We start from the raw sequence: 22,795 nt of genomic DNA, 5'->3' as shown, positions 1-22,795 counted from the left end.
ACGGCAAAAAGTCCAGATAGTTAAAATGGCTGTCCGCCACCATGTAACTGGCGGCCTAGTCCGAACCTGAACCAGATCCGGCCGGGACTCATAAGTACCCCGGAATGACCTGAATACTTCCGGCCAGCGCCCCGACTGCGGCGAACTTCAAAAATGTTCTGCGGCCCATACCTTCCTCCTTCATTATTGCACTCACTGAAATAAGCCCAGCCCCAGGCGCTGGCTGACATACTCGATGGCCCGCATGGCCCGGACACTGTTGCCAGCCTGGTTCAGGCGGGGTGAAAATGCGGCCACGGCCATTTCACCTGGAACCACGGCCACGATCCCGCCGCCGACCCCGGTCTTGGCCGGCAGGCCCACTTCATAGGCCCATCGCCCGGATTCATCATAGAATCCGGCGGTCAGCATGAGGGCCAGAACCTTGGGAACATACCGTGCTTCCAGGACCTGCTTCTTGCTGATGGGGTTGACCCCGCCATTGGCCAGGGTCGCGCCCATCATAGCCAGGACGCGTGCCGAAACCCCTATGGCGCATTGCCGGGTGTAGACATCCAGGGCCTCTTCCGGATCGGCGTAAATCCGGCCGTATTTTTTCAGGAGATTGGCAATGGCCCGGTTGCTCTGGTTCGTGGCAGCTTCGGAACGGTAGACCTCCTTGATCACTTTCAGTTTCTGGCCAGCCATGGCCTCATAGAATTGCTTGATTTTCAAAAAACGCTCCGTCTTGTCTTCGGCAGGCACGAGGCTGACCGCTGCCATGGCTCCGGCATTGACAAGGGGGTTCACGGAACGGGAGGCGTGCAGCTCTACGGCCAGGACGGAGTTGAAGGGCAGGCCAGTCGGCTCGACCCCGATCCTTTCCACGAGGATTTCCGGGGCATCGTATTCCTGAAGAACCAATGCCGCAGTAAAAGGCTTGGAAACGGACTGGATGGAAAATACATAGTCCGCATCCCCGGCCACGAAAACCCGGCCGTCCACCGTGACCAAAGCCAGACCGAACAGCTCTGAAGGTATCTTGGCAAGCTCGGGGATATAGTCGGCATTGACCCCCTCGGTATCTTCCGCAAACAGGGCGTGGGCTTCCTGAAGAACCTGCACGAAGATGTCAGAATTAACTAAGGGGCGAGCCCAGGCCGGGTACGCTGAAAAGAGCAAGAATGCAAGAACAACGGCCATTCTGCGGAGGACGGGCGATGTGATGAAGCACGAGGTGTCTTTCATGAGCTATTCTCCTGATTTTTATCAATAAATTCAAGATCATAGACAAAACCCAAAGCCAATTGATGCCGTCACTGAAGATAGGGGAGAACAACCCCGACCACGGCTGACCAGGCCTGGTCCAGGGCGAAGCGGTGCAATATGTTGAAGGCCAGCCGCAGCTGTGTGTTGATGAGGTTTGGATTGCCGTCCGGCATTATACATGGTTGTCCCGGCGATCCACCAGGGCAGGGAGAGGCCGGAAACGAAGTCTTTGTCCAGCCCGCCCCCAGTCTGCCGCAAAAAATGTAATTAGCAGACCAGAATAGCGGTATAGGCTCCAGGATTTTGACTTCGTGCAAACCCAATCATCTTTAAATCTTCTTTTCTTTTTTGAAAAAACCATTAAGAGGTTCATGAGCAACAAGTATTTTCCTCAACAGTTTCACAAGATCTGGGCTAATTTCTTCGGAAAGAGCACCAAGGGTATCATGAAAGGTTTTAGATGAAAGAACTGAGAGTATCTGTGCCCCCAAAGATTCAACTGCAAGGCCATTAACGCTTTTGGGTTTCTTCGATCTGTGACTTATAACATTATCCATCATTCTAGCCATACACTTGAATTTATCTTTAAAATTATCCTTAGACCATGCTCCCTTAAGATGATATTCTGTAAGGTACTCATCTATCTTTGCAACCTGCTCCCTTCTTCTTGCCCATTTTCCTGCATTGCTTGCCTTATAAAACTGATCATAAGTATAAAGATCCGTCTGTTTAACTGCTGCTTCTTTCCTTAAATTGACTATAAACCTGTAGCTCTCAATATTCAGACAATCTATCTTTTTAACCAATTCCATACAGGCTTTATCTACATCATTGGGTGTGATATACATTTTAGGTGATTTAATATCTATATAAGCATCAGCACAGCCTTCAAGCAGACATTGCATGACAACCCCTGAACAATTCAGCTTTGTACTGACAAAACGATAACCATGCTTTTCTTCTGTACAGAATTTATACCACCAGAACGCCATCTTATTAAGGGCAAGACCCCAAAGGCTGTACTCGCCAATAGCAAGCTTAGGCCTGAAAGCAATATTATCAAACTTATCCTCTACTTCATCAGACTTCTGAGAACTTATTCGCTTAGTACCGAAACCAGGTAAATTATATTTTTTATTTGCTGTAACTACAAAATAAGGGATCCCGTGTTTGTTCTCGGATTTTTTTTGAAACCGCTTTGGATCAATTTGCTTAGTTCCTGCCCTCAATGCTTCACTGGTATCTGGACCCATTTCTGCATATTTATCTGAAAAATAATCAGAGTGTGGCTTAGCAGGCCTGATATTAAACAAACCAACTTTGTCATCATCTCCGCCTTCTGGCCACCAGCTTATATAAGCACTTATCAGAGGCTCTTTAATATCATTTTTATCCAAAGCCCTGATGGCGATGGCAGCATGTCCGGGATGATTAATGCCTTTATAAGGCCAGATATATAAAGCTGCTTCATTTTCAAACTGTTTCATAATTAAATCTCCTTAATACGGATTCAGGTGGAAAACAGGTCAGGCTTTAATCTTTTCACCCTTCAGGGCCTTTAGAAGATTTTCAGACTCCTTTGTAATGTGCTGACTTTTAGCCACATGGTCAGAATCTGGCCCCCTTGCATACATAAACTCAATCATACGGTTAATGCATTTTTCCGCACTTTTTTCACTCCACTTCATCTCGTTTTTTACCTGGCCGACCGGTGATTCTGCTATAGCCAAAAGAGACCTGCATACACAGGTAAAAAGAGAGGTCGGGTGGGTGTTGATTCCACTGAACCATCCACCGGAAAAATCTCCGACCTTGTTTTCCTTGAAGCATTTGTACATGATTTGATTTATTTGCGTTTCTGACTCCGCTTGCTCAATAGAGGCATACAAGGCATTTGCCCGTTTTATTCCGTCAGCACCATGAAAGCCTTTATCGTCATATACATTTTCACCCTCCTTCATTTGAATGGCCAGATATTCCTTGATACCATAAAGGATAAGTTCCCTCAAATAGTATTCATATGGATAATTACCATCTGCAAGTAAAGGCAATTTTAAAGCCACAATGTGTTTGATTTCGGTTATTAACCTATGGTATTTTTCCCTAAACCGGGGATAAGCTGCCTTATCCTTAAATGCCTTAATAAGAGATGAAGTTGCCTCATTGAGCAGGGATAAAATAACATATTTCCCTCCACCAAGGTCTCCTTGAAATTCTTTTTGCCCTTTATCATTAATTGCAGCCTTAACTCCTATCATTTCATTATAATCTTTACTTGCCTGTGAGGGATAATCACAGGGTTTCTGAACTAAAAAAGAGAGATTGACAGGGATCTCTTTTCTCGTTCCAAAAGAAGTCACCACACTTGAGAAATAATAGACATCCCGGACCCAGCATACCGGCGTATTCACCTTCCTCATTGTGCCTGTAAAATCTTTATATGTATGTTCTCTGGGATTAAGGGTAGAAGCTATTTCCACAACCAAAACAGATGAATTTTTTGGGCCCGTATTACCTATCAACAAATAGGATTTGATACTGTAATCCATTTTAAGCACAGGATGGTATTTCATTTTTTCGTTCGGCTTGCTAGCTAGACTGGATACTATCCACTCGTTTAAGATAGTGTCATGTTTAAAAATCTGCCCATGTTTTGAGATAGCCCCTATCACCTCCACTCTTCCTACCCTGGTTATACCCCCAGCATTTTTAGCACCCTGTTTTCCATACACTTTCTGAATCAGAACAGAACCAATTTCTTTACTTCTTTTTATGGAATCTTTATCTACATTTTCCGGGAAATTAGCGAGTTTAAATTTCCTTTCTTCATTATATTTTATTTTGATTTTCGAAATAGTTGAATCTGTCTCTGCCATATACTTAAAAACTGAATAATCCTCGGCATTATTTTTCGGCTCTATCAATCTTCCATTCTTTTGTCCCCATGGACAAATACCGCGATAAATCCTGCTGCAAGGAGCTTTTTCCCAAAAATTTTCCAGCAAGTCATGCATTTCTGCGGTGACAAAGCATTCATTGACATATCCTATTTGAGTATATTTTCTTTCTTTATCATCTCCAATTCTTTCAGCTCCTTTTGCCCATGATCCATCTTTTCTGAATCCTGTAGAAGCCCGCCAGTTGGCCTCACTGCCAGAATAATACCAGATCCGGCACTGCAGTTTTCCTGAGTTAAGATGATAACCATATATTATCCGATATGCGACTTGACCTTCATTCTCACTTTTCTTGCTAATCTCTTCCTGAATCCGTTCCACCAGATAAAATTTTTGCCGCCATATACTGATTTCTTCCCAATCTTTTTCTTTTTTTGCGTCTTTACCATGATTTTTAAACCAATTAACAACAAAACTAAGATAATCGGACATGATAAGCTCCTCCAATGCACAGAATGCCTGCGCAAGCTGTTTTATAGTATCTTTAAAATAAGAACATTTTTAAAACCTTAGGCTCTGTTGACATTTGACCAGCTCCCTGTAATTTGTCCATCCTTTATATTTAGTGCCTGAACGGAAATGTATAAGATGAGCTTGAAACGAAATAAAAAAAGCCTTATTTCAATCAGCGAAGATTTGTTGAGCTTGAAAATTTTATACCAATAAAATCAATAGCTTTAAAAATATTACCACAAAAAAGGCTGATTTATAAAAAACTTCATTTTAAAAAAGCGATACAAGCTTTTGATTTAACAGTGCAAATGCTATTTTCGTTCAGGCACTATTTATTGATAACCAGGAGGATGGTGTTGGGAAATGCAAATTTATACTGTCAACGGCCACAGATGGAAAGAATATGTTTTAATTTCAATATTTTAAAAAACGACTATATTCATAGTAAAATCAGGTGTATATAAAAAAGATCATTTTACTTCGAAACTTGGAGGCATTATGATCCATATTGAATTCACAAACGAAGAAATAAAACAACTTCAGTACGAGAGGTTTAATCATCCACACCCCAGAGTGCAAATGAAGATGGAAGCCTTATTACTGAAAAGTCAAAATTTACCGCACAATGTGATTGCTAAAGTCATCGGAATATCCTCAACGACTCTTTGGAGATATTTAAATGATTACAAAGAAGACGGCATAGAAAAGTTGAAAGAAATCAATTTCTATCAACCGGAAAGCGACTTAATGGCGCACAAAGTCACAATTGAGGACCATTTTAAAAGCAATCCACCAAGAAGTATTCCTGAGGCAATAAAGGTCATAGAAGATATTACCGGTATTAGAAGGAGCCCGACCCAGGTAAGACTATTTCTAAAGAAACTTGGAATGAAAAGACTAAAAACCGGAATGATACCTGCTAAAGCTGATCCAGAGGTTCAAGGCGTATTCCTAAAAAAAAATTACATCCTCTAATAGAAGAAGCAAAAGCAGGAAATCGCACGCTATATTTCATGGATGCAGCCCATTTCATCCTGAGTCCATACTTAGGATATATTTGGTGCTTCGTAAGACAATTCATCAGAGCTCCTGCCGGAAGAAAACGTTACAATGTGTTGGGAGCGTTGGATGCGATCAGTCATGAAGTAATTACAATCACGAATGATACTTACATCAATGCTAATAGTGTTTGTGATCTTTTACTGAAAATTTCACAAAAAAAATTGAAAACACCAATTACTATTGTATTGGATAATGCACCGTATCAAAAATGCCTTATTGTCAAAGAACTTGCAGCCAAGCTCGATATCGAATTGCTTTATCTTCCGTCATATTCTCCAAATCTGAATATTATTGAAAGATTATGGAAGTTCGTAAAGAAAACGTGTCTTTATTCAAGGTACTATGAAAACTTTGATGACTTTAAAAACGCAATTTCGACATGCATTTCAAAGACCAATAGCAAACATAAAAAAGAATTGGATACTTTACTTAATTTGAAATTTCAAACGTTCAAAAAAGATCAAATAATGCTTGATTAATTATTTTCATTTGTAAGCTTTGAAAGTATAACAAATGAAAATTGGCATAACATTTTGTCTTTTATTAAAAATAAAAAAACAATCTACATAGAAAAAAAAGAAACCTGTCGGAAATTTATAGATGCAGTACTATGGGTTCTACGTAGCGGCATATCGTTTTTTTCAACCCTCAAAAAGAATGTAGAAAGACTATTCATTCCCATATCCAACGAAAATCAACGCAGTATTATCCTGATAAGGTTCTTCCTTATCCGCCACTGCATCCAACAGAGCAAGCACGGCAGATTCAAAATCGCTTCCTTCCTCCTTTAAGATTGCTGCGATCTCTCCATGAGGCCCGTCACTTAAGGTCTGTATGCCATCACTGGCCAGCAGCAGCCGGTCCCCGGACTCAAGTATGCCAGTGCCGAAATCCACCTCTTCGATATTGCCCCCCATCAGGGCGCTGGTGATGTCATTGCGTGCCGGATCGGTTTTAAGCTCTTCCGGATGCATGCGCCCATCCGCAACCATTTTTTTCAGTTCTTCAATATAGGCATGGTTGGCATTGATCCTTTTAAGACCACCTGAAGAAAGCTGGTATAAAGGACTGTCACCCACACTGACAAAATGAAAAACCCGGCTCAGCCCATTCATTAAAACACCAATAAGGGTCGTTCCCATCCCCATGAGATCATAGTCTTGCTCCCTCTTTTCACGCAGTGCCGCATTTGCTGCAACCATAGCCTGTTCCAGAAGCTTTGCAGGGTCATCCATATCCGGATTGTTTTCAAAAAACGCCATAAACTCCTTACAAACCGTGCGACTGGCAATAAGCCCTCCCCTTTCTCCACCCATACCATCGGCCAGCACATAAAGATAAAAACCGTTGCCCAGTTCCAGACTGCCCGTGCTATCCTGCTGTTCAGGTCTTTTTCCAATACTTTTCGCCTCAAATGATTGAATCATATTATTGATTCTCCTTTCATTCATATGCCTTAAAAACATGCAATTAACACGGTTCAGGATTTGAATGTACTTTTTCTTTATGCTTTCAATAATCAAAACTGGAATAAAATCATGCCGACTTCTCCGCCCCCCTCTCTTTTTCAGGAACTGCTAAGAGATCTGTCTTCATCAATGAAATCCAGTAATCCGCAGACAGCCTTTCATGTGCATCGTATGATAATTGATGGGCTGACACGTCAGACCCAGTGAAAACCTGCATGACGATTCTGTTAAGCCCTATTGAAGCCCCAGCTCCACCCGACCGGCCCTTGCGGCATCATCGCCTGTTTTCAGGGGACGGGAAGCTTCCCTGAAAAATACACGCTGCGCTTCAATTTTTTCATCCTTAAGTACATAGGCCCTGACGGCTGCAGCCCTTTCCATGGCGAGGCTGTAAAGGTCAGCGTTCCGGATATTCACATCTTTCATGAGTTCCTCTTCCATTTCTTCAAGGGACAGCTCAATACCAGCTTCTTCACCGGATGAGGTACTTTCCTGCGAACGGACAGCCATGGCATCCTGATAAAGTATCTTCAGATAATCATGTCTTGTTTCAGCATTCATATCACCTTCATCAGAAATCACACCATCTGCGGATGCACGCATCCGGATTCTTCTCTCCAGATTCTGTTTCGCCAGGGCACGGGTATCATTTTTTTCATCTGCGTATCCTAAAATCTCCATCCTCAGGCCCGGTCTTTCATAAAGAAGAGTCCGGATGGACAGAAGTTTGCCATGGGCTGTCTCATCCAGATCCGCAGTTCCGGGTTCAAATTCAATGAACTGCATTTCCTCGCCACCGCCCACCAGAGATGCCACCAGAGAAAACGGTGAAGCTGCCGCCCGCACAATGAGATTCTGAAGGGTTCTCAGTACAAGCTTTCCCCAGGCAAATTCCGGATCATCTGTTCTTCCTGAGACGGGCAGGTCAATTTCTATTTTGCCATGCCTGTCCTTGAGAAGGGAGATGGCAAGTCCCACAGGCAGGTTCATGGCATCGGGACCTGGCACCCTTCTGCCAAGGGTAAACTGATCTAAAAGGAGATGATTATCTGCTGTAATATTTTGATTTTCTATATGATATTTTACATCAAGATTTAACTTACCCTTTTCAATGGCCCTTCCTATAAATTTTCCCGTGTACGGAGAAAAGGGCACCATCTCCAGATTGCCAAGACTGAAATCCAGATTCACAAAAAGATTTTCACTCAAAGGATTCATGGAGCCGGTAATTTTTAAAGGAGCATACCCGTCAATCACCCCCTTCGCATGAACATCCGCAGCCCTGAAATCCTCGGAGGTCAAGCCCGTAATGCGGAGATTCCCAAGGTTCAGACGGGTATCGTAATGGGGCAGTACACTGCGGTCTGTAAAGCGGAAATCTGAATCATCCATTACAAAAGCACCGATGCGGATAAAAACAGGATCGCCTGATTCATCGGAATTTTCTTTTTTTACGGCAGCTTCTTCCTCATGATCCTGTTCCTCCCTGATGAAAATATTATCAAGATTCATGCCACCGTCTTCCAGCACTGCAAGACTGGCATACATACCTTTGAAGGCAATTTCATCCACATCCACACGCAATGGATGCATATCCACCCGTATACCTTTAACAGTGAAAGCATCCCAGCCCAGAAAAGAATTACCTTCCAGAGCATCCTCAGAGCTAAAGGCAAGTATTGCCGTATCAGACTCAAGGGAAAGGGAAAAATCACTGTTTTCCTCCAAGGCAAAGGCAATACGGGCTCCGGCAGAAGCCAGACCCTCACGGATCACCAGCTGGATATTCTCAGGCAGATAAGGCTGCAGCCATATAAGGGCAAAGTCCGACAGAACAAGATCGCTTGTAAGGGAAAGGGGAGTCAGCTGCACCTCTCCTTTTATGACAAGCTGGGCCGACCCATTCAGACCTGCACTGAAATCAAAAACAGAAGCATGATCAGGAACCGTGGTAAAAGGAGATACCGTAAGGCGCAGGGGATAAATATCCGTTAGCACAGAAGACTGGGTGGGCTTTCTGCCTCCGGCCTGCACTGAAAAATCCCTGAATTGCAGCCTGCCATCATCCAGAATAAAAGTGTCCACCTCCACCCAAAAGCCACTTTCATCACTGATTTCCTTATTTTTTTCATCTTCTGCAACCATCTTTTCCGGAATGGATGTATCAGCTGCATCAACCGGAGCCGGTATCAGATCATTCAGGCTGATGCTGCCATCTTCTCTGCGCTGAACAAAAAGACCGGGGGACTGAATCAAAAGCGTATCAATGTGCAGACGGTTTTCGAGAACTGGAGATGGGTTAAGACTCAACTCCAGCCGGGGCAGCATAAAAATATCTTCACCTGCCTTATCCATAACATGTATATCCGAAAGAATCAGATCCCCCTGCACCTCCACTACCGGGTTTTCCTCCATACGAAAGGACACTTGACCCGTAAGATCCAGAGTGCCTTTTTCAAGCATAAATCTCACCTGATCCTCTGGAAGATATGACGCATACATGGGAAGGGACAGACCGGACACTCCAAGTTCCACAAGGGTTTCCATGGTGTCTTTAAAGGGCTTTGTCCACACATTAACGGAGATCTGGGCCCCATCCAGAGCAAAGCTTAGGGCAGGCTCTGAAAAACTGTCCCTGTGGTGCTCTGTATTGGAAATCAGGGGCAGATGCCAGTTGATGGGATCAAGGCGATGCGTTTTGTCAGCAGGAAGATCTCTGTATTCAATACTTCCATCCACAATCCGAATATCCTGCACGGTAAAGTTAAAGGGGCTGAATGGTTCTTCAGAATCTGTTTTTTCAGCTTCTGCATCTGCAGGGGAAGCACTTTGAATGCCCTCAATAATATCTGAGAAATTAAATGTCATATCCGAAAAACGAGCCAGATGAATTTCCGGTTTTTCCAGTTCCACAGCCTTTAAAATCAGGCTCCGTTGAATCAAAGAAAGGATTTCCGCATTGACATAAAAACGTTCAAAGGAAACAAAGGAATCTTTCCCGTCTTTTTCCCTTATCTCAAATTCCCGCACCGTTACAGAAAGGGTAAAAGGATTCACACGGATCTGCTCAATGCTCACGGTCCGGCCCAGAAGCTGGGATAACCGGTCCGGCACCATGTGGGTCAGTGCCATGGAAAGCCCAAAAAAAACCGCCGGAAACCACAAAACGATGCAGGATGCCGTAACAATTAAAGTATTCCTGATTACCCGTTTCATTCACCTGTCCTCCATCAGCAATATATACATTTGGAATCAGTACATTTCATCTGCAAAAAAGCCCAGACCATGCCGCAGGCTGTCCAAACTGGATCAATCTGAGTAAATGGATCTTGAGTACAGGACGAAGCTCTATCCGAAACAATTGCAAGGTCACTTACAAATAGCCACGGTGCCTTGCAATGGTACGAAACTACTGAAATTACAATGCCTGAATTACATAATAAAATGTGCTGAACGCTTACCAATATCACACCTTAACATACATCAAGGAAACCTGACATTTTTTATGGTCTATGGATGATGGCATTTGATCTTAAATTTATTTCTTGTATGAACCCTTTTAAAGCTGATAGAGATTTCAAAGTTCATTGCCTGTCTCGGTTTTAAAATATTATTTAGTTTTTTGGGTAGTTGTTCAGCAGACACTTCAGTTTCCCCCCTTCTGTACTCTGAGGCTGAAAATTTATGACACCTTTGGCTGCCCTGATAAATCTGGAAACTTTAAAAAAAAACATCACTCTGGTGCGAAGCCATGTGCCCGATAACATCAAAATAATGGGTGTTGTCAAATGCAACGCCTATGGTCATGGTCTGTCTCAGATATCCGGAACCATGGCCGAAGCAGGCCTTGACTATCTGGTTGTTTCAGGACTGGATGAGGGAATAAGCCTCAGAAAATCCGGCATAAACTGCCCGGTACTGGCACTGAACGATCCCCTTTACCCGAACCTCAGCCACGCCCTTGAATACGATCTCAGCCTCACGGTGGCGGACTCTGATTTTGCCCTGAAACTTGCATCATATAAACCAGACACTGCCCAGAAATTTCGGGTCCACATCAAGGTTGATACCGGCCTTGGACGATTTGGCCTTAACCCTGATAAGGTTGAGGAGGTCATGGCCATACTAAACCGTCTTCCCCATATCAAAGTGGACGGCATCTACAGCCATCTGGCCTGCTCCTTTCAAGACGATGCCAGAAGCAAAGCATTTACAGAAAAACAGTTCCGGATTTTTGACGACCTGCTTGACAGGCTGGAAGAATCAAACCTGATGCCGGACATGGTTCATCTGGGCAGCTCCACAGGACTGCTTGGTTTTCCTGACAGGGTCTCAAGCGGCAGGCTGAATGCACTTCGCATAGGCACCCTCTTTTACGGATATGCCGAAAGAATGCACCAATGGGAAATAGAGCCGACTCCCATAGCCCGTATATCAAGCAGAATAATTCAGATCAGGGATGTGCCTCAACACGCCTGCATCGGCTACCACGCCTCCCATCAGATGCAAAATGACGGACGGATAGCAGTCATTCACTGCGGTTTTGATCAGGGTCTTCACAGCCTGCTGCCCGGAAAACTGCTCCCTGCGGTACATGGAAGAAAGTGCCCCCTCATTGGCAGGCCTGCTCTGGCCCAAAGCATGCTGGATGTCAGCGATGTATCTGAAGCAGTGTCAGGCAGCGAAGTCATCCTGGCAGGTCCTGACATCAATTTGTTTCAGGCAGCCCGGAGTGCGGACAAAGGAATCTGGGAGGTGCTTTTACCACTTCTTAAGAATGCTGAAAAAACATATCATAACGGAACGGCCCTGTGAGAAAAAATCTGAGTATCATCATCCTTTCCATAATTATTCTTTTTTTCTCCCTGTCTTTCATGGTAGTTTTGGTCTCCAACTCCTTTGAAAAGATCTTTGTTTCCTCGGAACTTGCCGGATACGCAGTGCCACAAAAGGATTTTAAGAGAAAAATTGAAGCCGCCCTGCGTTTTGGAAAATCTTTAGACAACCTTATCGGGATTGAAAAGGAAATGGCTGACTATGCGGCCATGTACCATACCTTATCCAACATAGAAATCTATGATGTACACCATAATCAGATCTACAGCATCAGTCCCCTGCCCGAAAGCCACCCTGCCTCAACAAAAATACAGGGTAAAAGAATTGATTCCCCTGATCCATCCATGCAAATCCTGGAAACCAGCGATGCTTATCTGATAATTTTACCCCTCAACGGACCTGCAGAAACATGGACGGGAACAGCAGCAACTACCGGTTCCATGGCTGGCAGTCTGGTATTTTCATTCCACAAGCATGAGATAAAAGCTGAAGTCCGAAATTTCTGGGGAAAAAGGCTGATACTGGGCGCAATAATTGCTATTCTGGCAGGGGGCATTCTTTTCATCCTGCTTTCAAGGATTCCTGAACTTAACGGCAAGGACCTGCACAAAATCATATTTTTCAGAGTCCTGACAGTGATTGTTCTCACCCAGGCTGTTTTCGCAGGCATAAGCGTATATCAATTCCACAGAGACCACGTTCAGTTGAATAAAGAAAAGATTCAGGCCCAGCTCCACCTCCTCAAATCTACCATGGAGCGTATCCTTGCATCCGGGATTTCTCTGGACCGGATCAGTCGCATGGATGCCTACCTCATGGAAGTGATTGAAACCAACCCTGAAATTGACTCCCTCAAAATTCTGGACAAAGCCGGAAATATTCAGGCCTATGCTTCAAAACATGTCCTGCAGGATATTTCCCCACAAAAGGACGGCAAATTGCAGGAGGATCTGTGGGTTACAGTACCCCTTATAAGAACCAGCGACAACTCGGTTCTGGGAGAAATCCGGGCGGTTCTGGACAAATCTTCCATGGGAAAACTTATCAGAAAACTGCTTCTGGATTCCCTGACCATCGCCCTTATTGCATCCCTGCTCATCGTAGAACAAATATACTTTATGATCTCCCACATCCGCAGAAAAAAAAGGAATCCCATCAAACCCCATACAGACCAGGATATATTGGATAATCTGATGCTGGCAAGATTCGCTGCTTTTCTTTTTTTACTGGCATTTGCCATGCCCGTGTCCTTCGTGCCTTTGCAGATGCTTGAACTGTACACACCAATTCCGGGATTACCAAAAAATATAATCCTTGGCCTGCCCATTTCCCTTGAAATGCTCTGCGCTTTGGGGGCATCACTTCTTGCGGGAGCCATGGCGGACAGACGGGACTGGCGTACGCCTTTTGTCTGCGGAATACTGATGACATCCACTGGATTGTTTTTCAGTGCCATGGCCGACAATGGCCTTACTTTTATACTGGCAAGGGGTGTATGCGGACTGGGTTACGGGCTTTCCTGGATGGCTCTGCAGAGTTTTCTCTTTACCAATTGCAGCCCCACCACAAGGGCCAGAGGCAGCTCCCATTTTGTAGCAGGAATTTTTTCCGGACATATCTGCGGCACTGCTCTGGGTGCCATACTGGCTGAACGAACGGGCTATCCTCCGGTCTTTCTGGTGGGAATGCTCGTTGCTCTGGCATCCCTCGTATTCTTCCTGGTTTTCATGCGTAACTTTAAAGGACAGACAACTCCGCTTCCTTCGGAAGAAGTTGCAGTGAATGGCACTTCCCTGCTTAGTTTTATATCCGACCGGAATGTATTTGCCCTGATTTTTTTCTGCATTATCCCCTTTTCCATCTGTCAGGTGGGCCTTCTGTTTTTTGCCACACCGCTTTACCTGAACGGGCTGGGCATGAGTCAGTCTGATATAGGCAGGGTTCTTATGATCTATGGTCTCTCAGTTGTTTATCTGGCCCCACAAATAAGTAAAATCGTGGACAGCAGAGAAAACAAAAAACCTTTCATTGTTGCCGGAGGACTCCTTGGAGGATTAGGGCTCAGCCTGCTCTATATTCATCAGGGTTTTCTGGTGATCGTAATAGCCATCTTTCTTCTTGGTCTGGCCAGCAGCATCGGCAGTTCTGCCCAGACAGCCTTTGCCTTAAAACTCAAATCAACCGAAGAGTTCGGAATGGGTAAAGCCATGGCCATTCAGCGGGCAGCAGACAAACTGGGACAAATGCTTGGTCCCCTGGCACTGGGCGCACTCATGTCCGGAATATCCATTTCCCAGGGACTGGTAGTTCTTGGACTTGGCTATATGCTCCTTTCCATTCTTTTCTTTTTTATGGCAAATGAAGGCATACAGGCAAAAAAATGACCATGGATGAATCCACTGTTTTTCCCTGCATTGGTGTGGAGCTTGAGATGCCCACAGCCCATATCCGGACGACTGAGACCCATCCTGTGGGTACGTTTTTCCGCAATCTTCAGCAGATCAGAGAATTAAGGGGGCAAAAGGGAGAACTGCTTGCATATCATGGCAGGGACTATGGACTGAAATTTGAGCAGGGCCTGCACTCCATTGACAATGGTTTCAACAACCTTGAGAGTTCCCTTGGACCTGTCAGGCAGGAAAAAGACTGTTTAAATCAGCTTCACAGCCTGATCAATCTGGAGCTTAAGGATATTTTCGCAGCCCTGGAGCGGGAAAAAGCCATGGTGATAAACTTCAGCGAGCATCCTGATGTCAAAATAAACCAGACATTTTACAGCTCTGTGCGGGCACCACGTTCCATTTATGAATACCAGACGGGTTACCGCGGATGGAACCACATGGCCGGATTTGATGCCAAAGCGCAAAACAGCCCAAGCACTGAAACAGAGCTCGGGAATGCCGTAACAGGACTCAATTGTCTTCTGGGTCTTGCGCCAGCCTTTGTAGCCCTCTATGCCAACAGTCCCTTTGAGGCAGGCAAAATTGCAGGCTTCAAGGAAAACAGACTCACCATCTGGCCAAAGCAAATGGATTGTTCAAAAATGGCAGGTGACAAAAAACTGCACCAGACTCCTGCCAAACCCTTTAACAATCTGGCCGACTACCTGAAATGGATGTTCGGCCCCGGAACCAGCATGTGGTTTGTCTCAGAAACCGACAGCCTCAAAAACCCTGCGGACATGTATCTGATCCCCTCTGATCCACCACTGCTTGATTTTCTAAAGTCCGGACCATGTCAGGGAAAATCTTTTTTCCACAAGGACAAAAAAATAATCAGTCCGGATATCCGGCATCTGGTTGATCATCAGTTCACCCAATACACAGACTGCAGGATACGCTACGGCCTTAAGGACAATGGCCCTGAGCTCAGTGAATTCATGGATGTCATGGATAATCATCCTGATAAGCTTGAAGAATTTTTAGCTCCTTTCATCAGCTTCTGCTACCTTGAAGGCAGGGCTGCCGGTGCCAATTATCCGGACAGAGATCTGACAAAACTGGATAAATCCAATATTTCAAGCTCCCTTGTCATCTCACCAAGTGCAATGCAGTACGGACTCCTGAGAAATCTTAAGCAGACTTCCATGCTCATGGAAAAATACCGCTGGACGGATCTTCTGGGTTTACGGAATGAGGCTGTGAAAAACGCACTGGACGGCGAATATAATGGAATAAAAGTCAAAGATCTTTGCATGGATGTTGTGGAAACAGCTGCACAGGGGCTTGAACTTGAGCATCAATGGATGCTGGATTATCCCCTTTGGGTATTGCAAACCGGAAAAACCGGCGCAGACCGTGCCCTGGATCGCCTGAGCCGTATGAACGGATCTCTAAGGGATAGAATAGGGAAACTGATACTTGAAAGAAGAGCTGTCCCGATCTGAACCCTTGCCAAACAAAAACCTAACTTCTGAGCAGCTTAAATTTAGTTCTTTAAATTCAAATATTTAAAAATTTGACCATTGTCTGTCTGTGCTCAGAATGATTCTGAATCTGGCAACAAGCTACTCTATGACAAGACGCCCTAACAGGGCGTGAGCTGCTGTTCAGAACATTTTCTAAAGACCATAACCGTCAAGCAAATGCACAGGCACCCAAGCTATTTGCCCGTGACGCAATCTTATTCGGGATCTTCTTGTCTTGTGCTGAATCGGCAAAACTTGTCGGCACAGGCAGGATAAATTTATGTATTACCATGGCAGCTTAAGTTTGCTGCCTTGGTGCCGACTTCAGACAGTTGCCGATTTTATTAGCACTCCGGCACTCAAGCTTGAAAAATCTGATTGTTTTCATAGTAAGCTTTAGGTTTATAGCTTGAGTGCCGGACGAAGCTCTATCCGAAACGATTGCAACGTCACTTACAAACAGCCAGGGTGCCTTGCACGGTACGAAGCTGTTGAAATTACAATGTTGGAATTTCTAAATAAAATGTACTTAACAATTACACAAAAACCATATTCCATGGCAAAACAAGGTACACAGAGCAACTTGTAATTACTCAGAAAATACAAACATCACTGCTTACCTGCCTCAGCTTTATGATCATAGATTTCATCAGCTGCAACCAGAACATCAAAGGGCGGGTCGAATCCTATTGTTTCAGCGGTTTTCAAATTGATGGCAATTTTTGATGGCGCCGCCCACCTCTGCTCAAGGCTTCCAGGTTTAGCTCCATTGAATATTTTCGCAATGGTCTCGGCATGAAACCTGCCTACATAGGCAAAACCGGCATGGGCGATACTTAGAAGGGCACCATGTTTTACAAACTCAGATCCCGGCATGGCAAAGGTAGCTACTTCATTTTTAAATAATGGATTTAAAAGGTTAGACAGATTACCCAGATTTTCCCCCCGATGGACAGTGATATACATGGCCTCCACCTGAGGTGCCAGCTCTGTATAACATGCAAGGGCCTCCCGATTGGCCTGCTCCAGACTAATGTCACTGTTTCGGGCATGGCAGATTTTCAATTCAAATCCTCGCTCCCTTGCCACTTGTTCGGCATCAGCCACAGCAGCAAAGGTCCGGCCTTCAAGACTGTTCTCAAAAACTATACCCATGGTCCTGAAACGGGTAATATCATGGAAGAGACGTAACTGACGTACATATCTGTCAGGTTCAATCTTTGCGTGCAGGTGTTTGAATCCGGAGTCATCAGCGCTTTTAATAATTCCAGAACCCAGAGGATCACTGGTGGAAGCCACCACAGTGGGAATAGAATGCTCATCATTGGCCAGATCCTGCCCCGCCCAGGTTCCCATGGCCAGAATCAGATCCAGATCCTTCTTTTTATTAAGCCGGTCAAGCAGCTCCTGTTTTGTCCGGACACGCTGATCAGCCTTAAATTCCGATGTATAAAATGCATCCCTGACAAATTCCATATAATCTGACCGGGCATTTTCAGCCAGCCACTGCCAGGCCTCTCTGTGATCCGGATTGTATGTTTCCGGCAGGTCCATGGGTTTAATCCAGCCCAGCTCCATCAGTCCCTGCACGGTCCTGAAAAAAATAATCTGATAATCTGGAAACATACCGCCTTCCAAATAACCTACACGCCATTTTTCACCGTTTTTTGTCACAGGAGTTAGGGGATACTTCCCGGCCCATGATTCAGGGATAAAAAACACAAGCATTACAAGAATCAGAATCGTTGACTTGATAAAGTGCATAACCACCTCAATAAAGGTTAGATACATTTTATTGATGGACAAACAAAAAATCCCTGAATAACTACTGCATACCTGCCATTTGTCATACTTCACCCGGGAAGGGTGAACAGCCAGTCCAAATGCCCTCCCAGATCAGTTCCGGATCACCGTAGATATACCATTCATTTTTTCCGGGAATAATCGTATATCCTAAAGCTCCCATATGCCTTCTGGCCATTTCAGGTACAACGCGGATGGCATCACCCTTTCCCAATACGGCTGCACATGCCAGAGCCCCAGTTCCGCAGGCCATGGTTTCCCTGAGATTTCCACTTTTAAATGATCGGAAAAAGATTATTTCTCCACCGCCGGATGATCTTGCCACCATGAGATTGATCCCCTTAGGAAACAACCCCGGATACTGGGCTGAAATCTGTCCTCCCATACGACAGAGCAGAAGATTTCCCCAGTCCCTGCGCAGTTCCACAGCACCATCCATTTCAGGAAAAAGACAGCCTGCCCTCTCTTTGGGAACAATACCAGAATCCCTTACCACAAGGTGAGGTTCTCCTGCAAAAACAGGGCTTGCAACAAAGGAAAGCTCATCTTCGCTGTTCTCCATAAACAAGGGGGCTTTTCTCCGGGACTGCAAATTAAATACAAGACGTCCTTCAGGAGTAACAATATCTTCATGGCGTTCCAGACGAAAAAGAAAATCCGGTATGGAACCAGGTGCTGGTACACGGATCCAGCGTTTACCACCGGTTTCTCCGGATACCACGGCAACGGGCCTTCCAGTGGGAATCTGGGTCTGAAAAACCGTCTGTTTCACCCCATAGCGGTCCGCAAGGTAACGGCCAGCACACAGAAGGCCATTGCCACAGCTTAAGGATTCGGAACCGTCCGGTTTCAGAAGCCGGAAGGAAATGCCGGAAGAATCAGATGGATTCACTCCGCCCAGCCGGATCAGGCCGTCTGCCCCCACTCCAGTGTAAGGATCCGTCAGTTTTTTTGCCAGATCCGATACAAGGGCATCGGGCATGGGATCGCGTCCCAGCTCATCCACAAAAATAAAGTTATTGCCGCAGACATGCATTTTTATAAAAGGAAGGCGCATAGCAGTTTACCTTGGTCGTTTTTTAGAATAACTCTCCATAAAAAATCATAATATGCTGGAAGATACCGTTTTTTTAAAGCTAAAACCAGATGTAATTTCCAGCACCAAGAATAATACAAGACAGGAATAGCATTCTGCCCTCTTGCATACTCAGACCTTTACCCGTCAGGTTTCTTCAGGCATATTGTCACCATTAAGGTTAGCATAGACAAAATATGCTGAACAGTGACTAAAATCAAAGGAGACAGGATATGCCCCTTTCTTACCACAAAAAAATCCTGCAGAGCCTGTTTCTCCTGTCCCTTTTATGTCTCAAGGCCCATGGTTCTGGAACTTTCATCAACAGCGTGGAAATGGAATTTGTTCTTATTCCGCCGGGCTCTTTTTCCATGGGAAGCCCTGCCACGGAAAAGGGCAGAAACTGGGATGAAGCCCTCCACACGGTCCACATTACCCGTGCCTTTTATATTTCCACCACTGTGGTCACCCAGAAACAGTGGTTTGATGTGATGAGAACAACCCCTTCTTCCGCTCAGTCCTGCGGCGGGGACTGTCCTGTGGAAAACGTATCCTGGAATGATGCCCTTCAGTTCCTCCAGCAGCTCAATGCCATGGAAGGCAGCCGCAGCTACCGCCTGCCAACGGAAGCGGAATGGGAATATGCGGCCAGAGCCGGAACCCAGACAGCTTTTTTCAATGGACCTATCCACGAAACCACCTGTATTCCTCTGGATCCCGTATTAAATGAATCTGGCTGGTATTGCGGAAACTCCGGACAGTCCTACCCTGCCCATGGTTTCAGCATCAAGCCCGTAGCCCTTAAAAAACCCAATGCCTTTGGTCTCTATGATGTCCATGGCAATGTCATGGAATGGTGCCTTGATGCCTGCAACAACCGCTCAAGTTTCAGTCGCAGGGCCGGAGTCTTTACGGACACCTATGAGAATGACATTAAAGATCCCCTTTCAAGACGGGGCAGCCACAGGGTCGTCCGGGGCGGGGCCTTTTTCCAAAGTCCTGAACACAGCCGAAGTGCCAACCGTATGGCCTTTCACCCCGATGTCAAACGCAGTTACATCGGTTTCCGTGTAGTCAGAATGCAGTAAAAAAATTTGTTTTATTTAAAAAGTTTTCTATTCTCTTCCAGACTTTTATCCTGATTTCCTGCCTTTCCATATAAAGCTCATGGCGTGCACCCTTAAAAGATGCAAGTTGGGCATAGGGCAGGTAAGAAGTGGCCTTTTCATGGTCATGGGGATGTACCACCCTGTCTTCCAAACCGGAAAGAATCAGCAGAGGAGTTTGCAGATCTGCCGATTCCAGATCTTTCCACATTCTTTCCATGGAACTATCCGCAGCATCCATCCATCCCAGTGTGGGTGCCCCCATCTGCATCTGTCTGTGCTGACGGAGAAAATCCTGAAACCTGAAAAAATGCTCTGAATCCCCGGTCAGCCTGTTTCCCGCAAAAGGAGCACTGGGCCTGAAGGGACCGCCTCCCGGTATATAGGCCTCTGCAAGGCTTCTTTGTCCTGCAAGTCTGAAAATATATCTGGCGGCAGCATAGGGAAGCGGAAAGGTGCTGATGGAAAACATGGGAGATTCCAGTATGGCTGCATGAATACCGTCAGGCTGCTCCAGAAGATGACGCAGTATCAGGTGAGATCCCATGGAGTGGCCAAGTAGGACAAGCTTGCCGGGTTTCATGGGATAGACAAGGGAGGCGAGTACAATTTTGAGATCCTGCAGATAAAGCTGAAAATCTGTCACATGACCTTTCTGGCCATCTTTCAGCATGCGGCCGGAACCACCCTGCCCCCGCCAGTCCTTCCGTACCACGGCAACACCCTTTTTCTGAAACATGGCAGTGAGTCTGTCGTACTTGTCCAGACATTCCGCCCTTCCCGTCAGAATAAGAAGCACAGGACCACCCGCCTCCCATCCGGGGGGAACGGCCCTGTGGCAACGCAGCAGAAGTCCGTCATCGGCTTTAAGAAAAAAAGTATCCTTTAAAAATTGAATCGGATCTTTCTTCATACTTTTTTCTGCCTTAGGGTAAAAAGCATTGTAGCTTCTGTTGAGATAAGGCACAAAAGATATCTGTGCATTCGACATCAAGTTAAATATCAAGCCCTCTGTGGAAACAAAAAAACTTATGGAGCTTGAGGGCTGTAATTAACATTGTAAAAAATCCGGAGACCCCCATGAAAAATCATTCCCACACCTTTGTAGAAAACTATGAAGGCTTTGGTGCCTTTGGTCTGGACCGCAGATCCGATGAAGAGACCATTGCCTGGCTTTTGCAGAAATTTTCCGATGACACCTGCCTTGCATCCCTTCTGCCCCGCCTTGAGGATCGCGACCTTGAAACCCTGCATGACACCATTTACACCATACTGAAAAAACATTTTTCCGAGGACGAATACCACAATCTCTTTCTCAAAGACAACCATCATCACTGATTCAAACCTGTTTTAAACCTGAACAAAGGAAGGTGTTTCATGCAGCCAGACTTTCTGGAACGCTATGCGGAAGTTCTCCTCTGGGCACTGGATACAGCCCGGACACAACCCATGGCCAAAGATGATATCATTATGCTCCGCTACCATGCAGCGGCCCTTCCCCTGGCGGAAGTACTCTTTGAAAAAATACTGGAAAAGGGCGCCCATCCCATTATGCGCACAGCCCTTTCACCCAGAATGGAAAAAGACTTTTATAAAAAAAGTTCCGATGCCCAGCTGGGCTTCCATGCCCCCGGAGAAAAAGAGCTTTTGTCCAGTCTTAACGGAAATATCGTTCTCCATGCGCCGGAATCCCTCACCCACCTTGCGGATACAGATCCTTCCCGTATGGCTTTTTTTGCCCGCAGTCGTAAAGTATTCAAGGAGATTCTGGATGAAAGGGACGCCAGAAGACTGTTCGGATGGACCCTGTGCATCTATCCCACCAAAGAGCTGGCCCATCAGGCGGATATGGGCTTTGATGAATATACCCAGCAGATTCTGCAGGCCTGCTTCCTGGATATGGCAAACCCCGTAGCCCGGTGGGAAAGCATCCTTGAAAGGGCAAAAGCCATCAAAAAATGGCTGAACAGCCTGAATACGGACTTTTTCCACATTCAGTCCGACACCTGCGATCTGAAAATCCGTGCAGGAGAACAAAGAAAATGGCTTGGGCTTTCGGGGCATAATATCCCAAGCTTTGAGCTTTTCATATCTCCGGACTGGCGGGGAACAGAGGGTGTCTTTTATGCGGATCAGGTTTCATTCCGCAGCGGTCACAGGGTTCGGGGGGTTCGTCTGGAATTTTCCGGTGGAGAAGTGGTAAAGGCCACAGCCGAAGAAGGAGAGAACTTTCTTCTCAAACAGCTTGAAACCGATGCCGGTGCCCGCAGGGTCGGTGAGTTTTCCCTGACAGACAGAAGGTTCTCGCGGATCAATCGTTTTATGGCCAACACCCTTTTTGACGAAAACTACGGCGGCGAGTGGGGCAACAGCCACATTGCCATCGGGTCTGCCTATGCGGACAGCTTCACAGGCGATCTTACATCCTTTGGATCTGATCAAAAAAAGGCTCTGGGTTTCAATGATTCCGCCCTGCACTGGGATCTTGTCAATACCCGGCCCAAATGCGTGGATGCTGTACTGCACTCAGGAGAACGTATCCGGATTTATGAAAACGGTCTTTTTTTGAATCCATAAAAATAACAAAAACCCGGCAGAGCCACAGGCCCTTTCCGGGTTTTTAGTTTTAAACAAGTTGCATGGGAATGAGTACAACACACCCTGCTGAAATTTTTAGCTGTTAAAGTCCTTCAATAACAATGGCTGCCGGCTCACAAACCTCAAGGCAGCTTTCGCAGCCCAGGCACTCATCAGCATTTACGGGAACGGATTTACCATCCTGCATTTCAAATACATCCGTAGGACATACATCCACACATTCTTCACATCCAACACACTTATCTTCATCAACGATGGGGGTATAGGTACTCATCTTCCGT

The 22,795-nt window shown here is 45.6% G+C and carries 16 protein-coding genes and 1 pseudogene; 7 read left to right on the top strand and 10 right to left on the bottom strand.

All coding sequences use genetic code 11. The features are described from left to right. Positions 1-88: 88 nt before the first annotated feature. From FIM25_RS17855 to FIM25_RS03255, 4 genes are all read right to left on the bottom strand, one after another. Positions 89-169: a twin-arginine translocation signal domain-containing protein gene (locus tag FIM25_RS17855; RefSeq protein ID WP_425456377.1), complete on the bottom strand. Its 81-nt coding sequence runs from the start codon at positions 167-169 to the stop codon at positions 89-91. Positions 170-192: 23 nt separating this feature from the next. Beyond that, positions 193-1,227, bottom strand: coding sequence for a glutaminase A (gene glsA, locus FIM25_RS03265; protein ID WP_139446241.1), 1,035 nt, complete (start codon positions 1,225-1,227; stop codon positions 193-195). A 350-nt stretch (positions 1,228-1,577) separates the two neighbouring features. Next, positions 1,578-2,735: a hypothetical protein gene (locus FIM25_RS03260; protein ID WP_139446239.1), complete on the bottom strand. Its 1,158-nt coding sequence runs from the start codon at positions 2,733-2,735 to the stop codon at positions 1,578-1,580. A gap of 39 nt (positions 2,736-2,774) precedes the next feature. Then, the gene (locus FIM25_RS03255; RefSeq protein WP_139446236.1) at positions 2,775-4,637 is read right to left on the bottom strand and encodes a hypothetical protein; all 1,863 of its coding nucleotides are present in this window, start codon (positions 4,635-4,637) and stop codon (positions 2,775-2,777) included. A 519-nt stretch (positions 4,638-5,156) separates the two neighbouring features. Here FIM25_RS03255 and FIM25_RS03250 point away from each other — a divergent pair. Beyond that, positions 5,157-6,199, top strand: a pseudogene (locus tag FIM25_RS03250) (IS630 family transposase). A 189-nt stretch (positions 6,200-6,388) separates the two neighbouring features. Here the strand turns inward: FIM25_RS03250 and FIM25_RS03245 are convergent. Further along, positions 6,389-7,147, bottom strand: coding sequence for a PP2C family protein-serine/threonine phosphatase (locus tag FIM25_RS03245; protein ID WP_179953122.1), 759 nt, complete (start codon positions 7,145-7,147; stop codon positions 6,389-6,391). A gap of 276 nt (positions 7,148-7,423) precedes the next feature. After that, a complete protein-coding gene (locus tag FIM25_RS03240; RefSeq protein WP_139446231.1) occupies positions 7,424-10,405 on the bottom strand; it encodes a DUF748 domain-containing protein in 2,982 nt (993 codons plus the stop codon). Between the two features lie 468 nt (positions 10,406-10,873). On the opposite strand from FIM25_RS03240, the gene alr reads away from it, so the two are divergent. Genes alr through FIM25_RS03225 form a run of 3 tightly spaced genes read left to right on the top strand, consistent with a single transcriptional unit; the run spans position 10,874 to position 15,911 of the window. Then, positions 10,874-12,004, top strand: coding sequence for an alanine racemase (alr, locus tag FIM25_RS03235; protein ID WP_139446228.1), 1,131 nt, complete (start codon positions 10,874-10,876; stop codon positions 12,002-12,004). Continuing rightward, positions 12,001-14,409: an MFS transporter gene (locus tag FIM25_RS03230; RefSeq protein WP_139446226.1), complete on the top strand. Its 2,409-nt coding sequence runs from the start codon at positions 12,001-12,003 to the stop codon at positions 14,407-14,409. The genes alr and FIM25_RS03230 overlap by 4 nt, the downstream gene beginning before the upstream one ends. Beyond that, the gene (locus tag FIM25_RS03225; RefSeq protein ID WP_139446225.1) at positions 14,406-15,911 is read left to right on the top strand and encodes a glutamate-cysteine ligase family protein; all 1,506 of its coding nucleotides are present in this window, start codon (positions 14,406-14,408) and stop codon (positions 15,909-15,911) included. Before FIM25_RS03230 ends, FIM25_RS03225 begins: the two co-directional genes overlap by 4 nt. A gap of 630 nt (positions 15,912-16,541) precedes the next feature. On the opposite strand, the gene FIM25_RS03220 is transcribed toward FIM25_RS03225, so the two are convergent. Both FIM25_RS03220 and FIM25_RS03215 read right to left on the bottom strand, forming a co-directional pair. After that, positions 16,542-17,738: an ABC transporter substrate-binding protein gene (locus FIM25_RS03220; RefSeq protein WP_218961234.1), complete on the bottom strand. Its 1,197-nt coding sequence runs from the start codon at positions 17,736-17,738 to the stop codon at positions 16,542-16,544. A gap of 40 nt (positions 17,739-17,778) precedes the next feature. Beyond that, positions 17,779-18,792 carry a diaminopimelate epimerase gene (locus FIM25_RS03215; protein ID WP_139446223.1) on the bottom strand — a complete coding sequence of 338 codons (1,014 nt, stop codon included), beginning with the start codon at positions 18,790-18,792 and terminating at the stop codon, positions 17,779-17,781. A gap of 251 nt (positions 18,793-19,043) precedes the next feature. On the opposite strand from FIM25_RS03215, the gene FIM25_RS03210 reads away from it, so the two are divergent. Beyond that, positions 19,044-19,898: a formylglycine-generating enzyme family protein gene (locus FIM25_RS03210; protein WP_139446221.1), complete on the top strand. Its 855-nt coding sequence runs from the start codon at positions 19,044-19,046 to the stop codon at positions 19,896-19,898. Here FIM25_RS03210 and FIM25_RS03205 read toward each other — a convergent pair. Beyond that, on the bottom strand, positions 19,885-20,829 hold the full coding sequence (locus FIM25_RS03205; protein ID WP_179953121.1) for an alpha/beta fold hydrolase: 945 nt from the start codon (positions 20,827-20,829) through the stop codon (positions 19,885-19,887). The genes FIM25_RS03210 and FIM25_RS03205 overlap by 14 nt on opposite strands. A gap of 167 nt (positions 20,830-20,996) precedes the next feature. Between FIM25_RS03205 and FIM25_RS03200 the strand changes: the two genes are divergently transcribed. Both FIM25_RS03200 and FIM25_RS03195 read left to right on the top strand, forming a co-directional pair. Beyond that, the gene (locus tag FIM25_RS03200; RefSeq protein ID WP_139446217.1) at positions 20,997-21,254 is read left to right on the top strand and encodes a cytoplasmic protein; all 258 of its coding nucleotides are present in this window, start codon (positions 20,997-20,999) and stop codon (positions 21,252-21,254) included. A gap of 39 nt (positions 21,255-21,293) precedes the next feature. Next, complete coding sequence (locus FIM25_RS03195; protein WP_139446214.1) at positions 21,294-22,493, top strand: aminopeptidase; 1,200 nt, start codon at positions 21,294-21,296, stop codon at positions 22,491-22,493. A gap of 103 nt (positions 22,494-22,596) precedes the next feature. Here the strand turns inward: FIM25_RS03195 and FIM25_RS03190 are convergent, their stop codons facing one another. Next, positions 22,597-22,788, bottom strand: a complete 192-nt coding sequence (locus FIM25_RS03190) for a DUF362 domain-containing protein (protein ID WP_139446211.1) — start codon at positions 22,786-22,788, stop codon at positions 22,597-22,599. Positions 22,789-22,795: the final 7 nt, after the last annotated feature.

The sequence above is a fragment of the Desulfobotulus mexicanus genome, assembly GCF_006175995.1.
GTDB classification, from domain to species: Bacteria; Desulfobacterota; Desulfobacteria; order Desulfobacterales; family ASO4-4; genus Desulfobotulus; species Desulfobotulus mexicanus.
Note: the sequence above shows the minus strand (reverse complement) of the source record. Positions and strands in the feature narration are given on the sequence as shown.

Excerpts from the sequence above, each read along its gene's own strand:
- FIM25_RS17855 (WP_425456377.1), bottom strand. The coding sequence starts at position 169 with ATGGGCCGCAGAACATTTTTGAAGTTCGCCGCAGTCGGGGCGCTGGCC.
- glsA (WP_139446241.1), bottom strand. The coding sequence starts at position 1,227 with ATGAAAGACACCTCGTGCTTCATCACATCGCCCGTCCTCCGCAGAATG.
- FIM25_RS03260 (WP_139446239.1), bottom strand. The coding sequence starts at position 2,735 with ATGAAACAGTTTGAAAATGAAGCAGCTTTATATATCTGGCCTTATAAA.
- FIM25_RS03255 (WP_139446236.1), bottom strand. The coding sequence starts at position 4,637 with ATGTCCGATTATCTTAGTTTTGTTGTTAATTGGTTTAAAAATCATGGT.
- FIM25_RS03245 (WP_179953122.1), bottom strand. The coding sequence starts at position 7,147 with ATGATTCAATCATTTGAGGCGAAAAGTATTGGAAAAAGACCTGAACAG.
- FIM25_RS03240 (WP_139446231.1), bottom strand. The coding sequence starts at position 10,405 with ATGAAACGGGTAATCAGGAATACTTTAATTGTTACGGCATCCTGCATC.
- alr (WP_139446228.1), top strand. The coding sequence starts at position 10,874 with ATGACACCTTTGGCTGCCCTGATAAATCTGGAAACTTTAAAAAAAAAC.
- FIM25_RS03225 (WP_139446225.1), top strand. The coding sequence starts at position 14,406 with ATGACCATGGATGAATCCACTGTTTTTCCCTGCATTGGTGTGGAGCTT.
- FIM25_RS03215 (WP_139446223.1), bottom strand. The coding sequence starts at position 18,792 with ATGCGCCTTCCTTTTATAAAAATGCATGTCTGCGGCAATAACTTTATT.
- FIM25_RS03210 (WP_139446221.1), top strand. The coding sequence starts at position 19,044 with ATGCCCCTTTCTTACCACAAAAAAATCCTGCAGAGCCTGTTTCTCCTG.
- FIM25_RS03205 (WP_179953121.1), bottom strand. The coding sequence starts at position 20,829 with ATGAAGAAAGATCCGATTCAATTTTTAAAGGATACTTTTTTTCTTAAA.
- FIM25_RS03200 (WP_139446217.1), top strand. The coding sequence starts at position 20,997 with ATGAAAAATCATTCCCACACCTTTGTAGAAAACTATGAAGGCTTTGGT.
- FIM25_RS03195 (WP_139446214.1), top strand. The coding sequence starts at position 21,294 with ATGCAGCCAGACTTTCTGGAACGCTATGCGGAAGTTCTCCTCTGGGCA.
- FIM25_RS03190 (WP_139446211.1), bottom strand. The coding sequence starts at position 22,788 with ATGAGTACCTATACCCCCATCGTTGATGAAGATAAGTGTGTTGGATGT.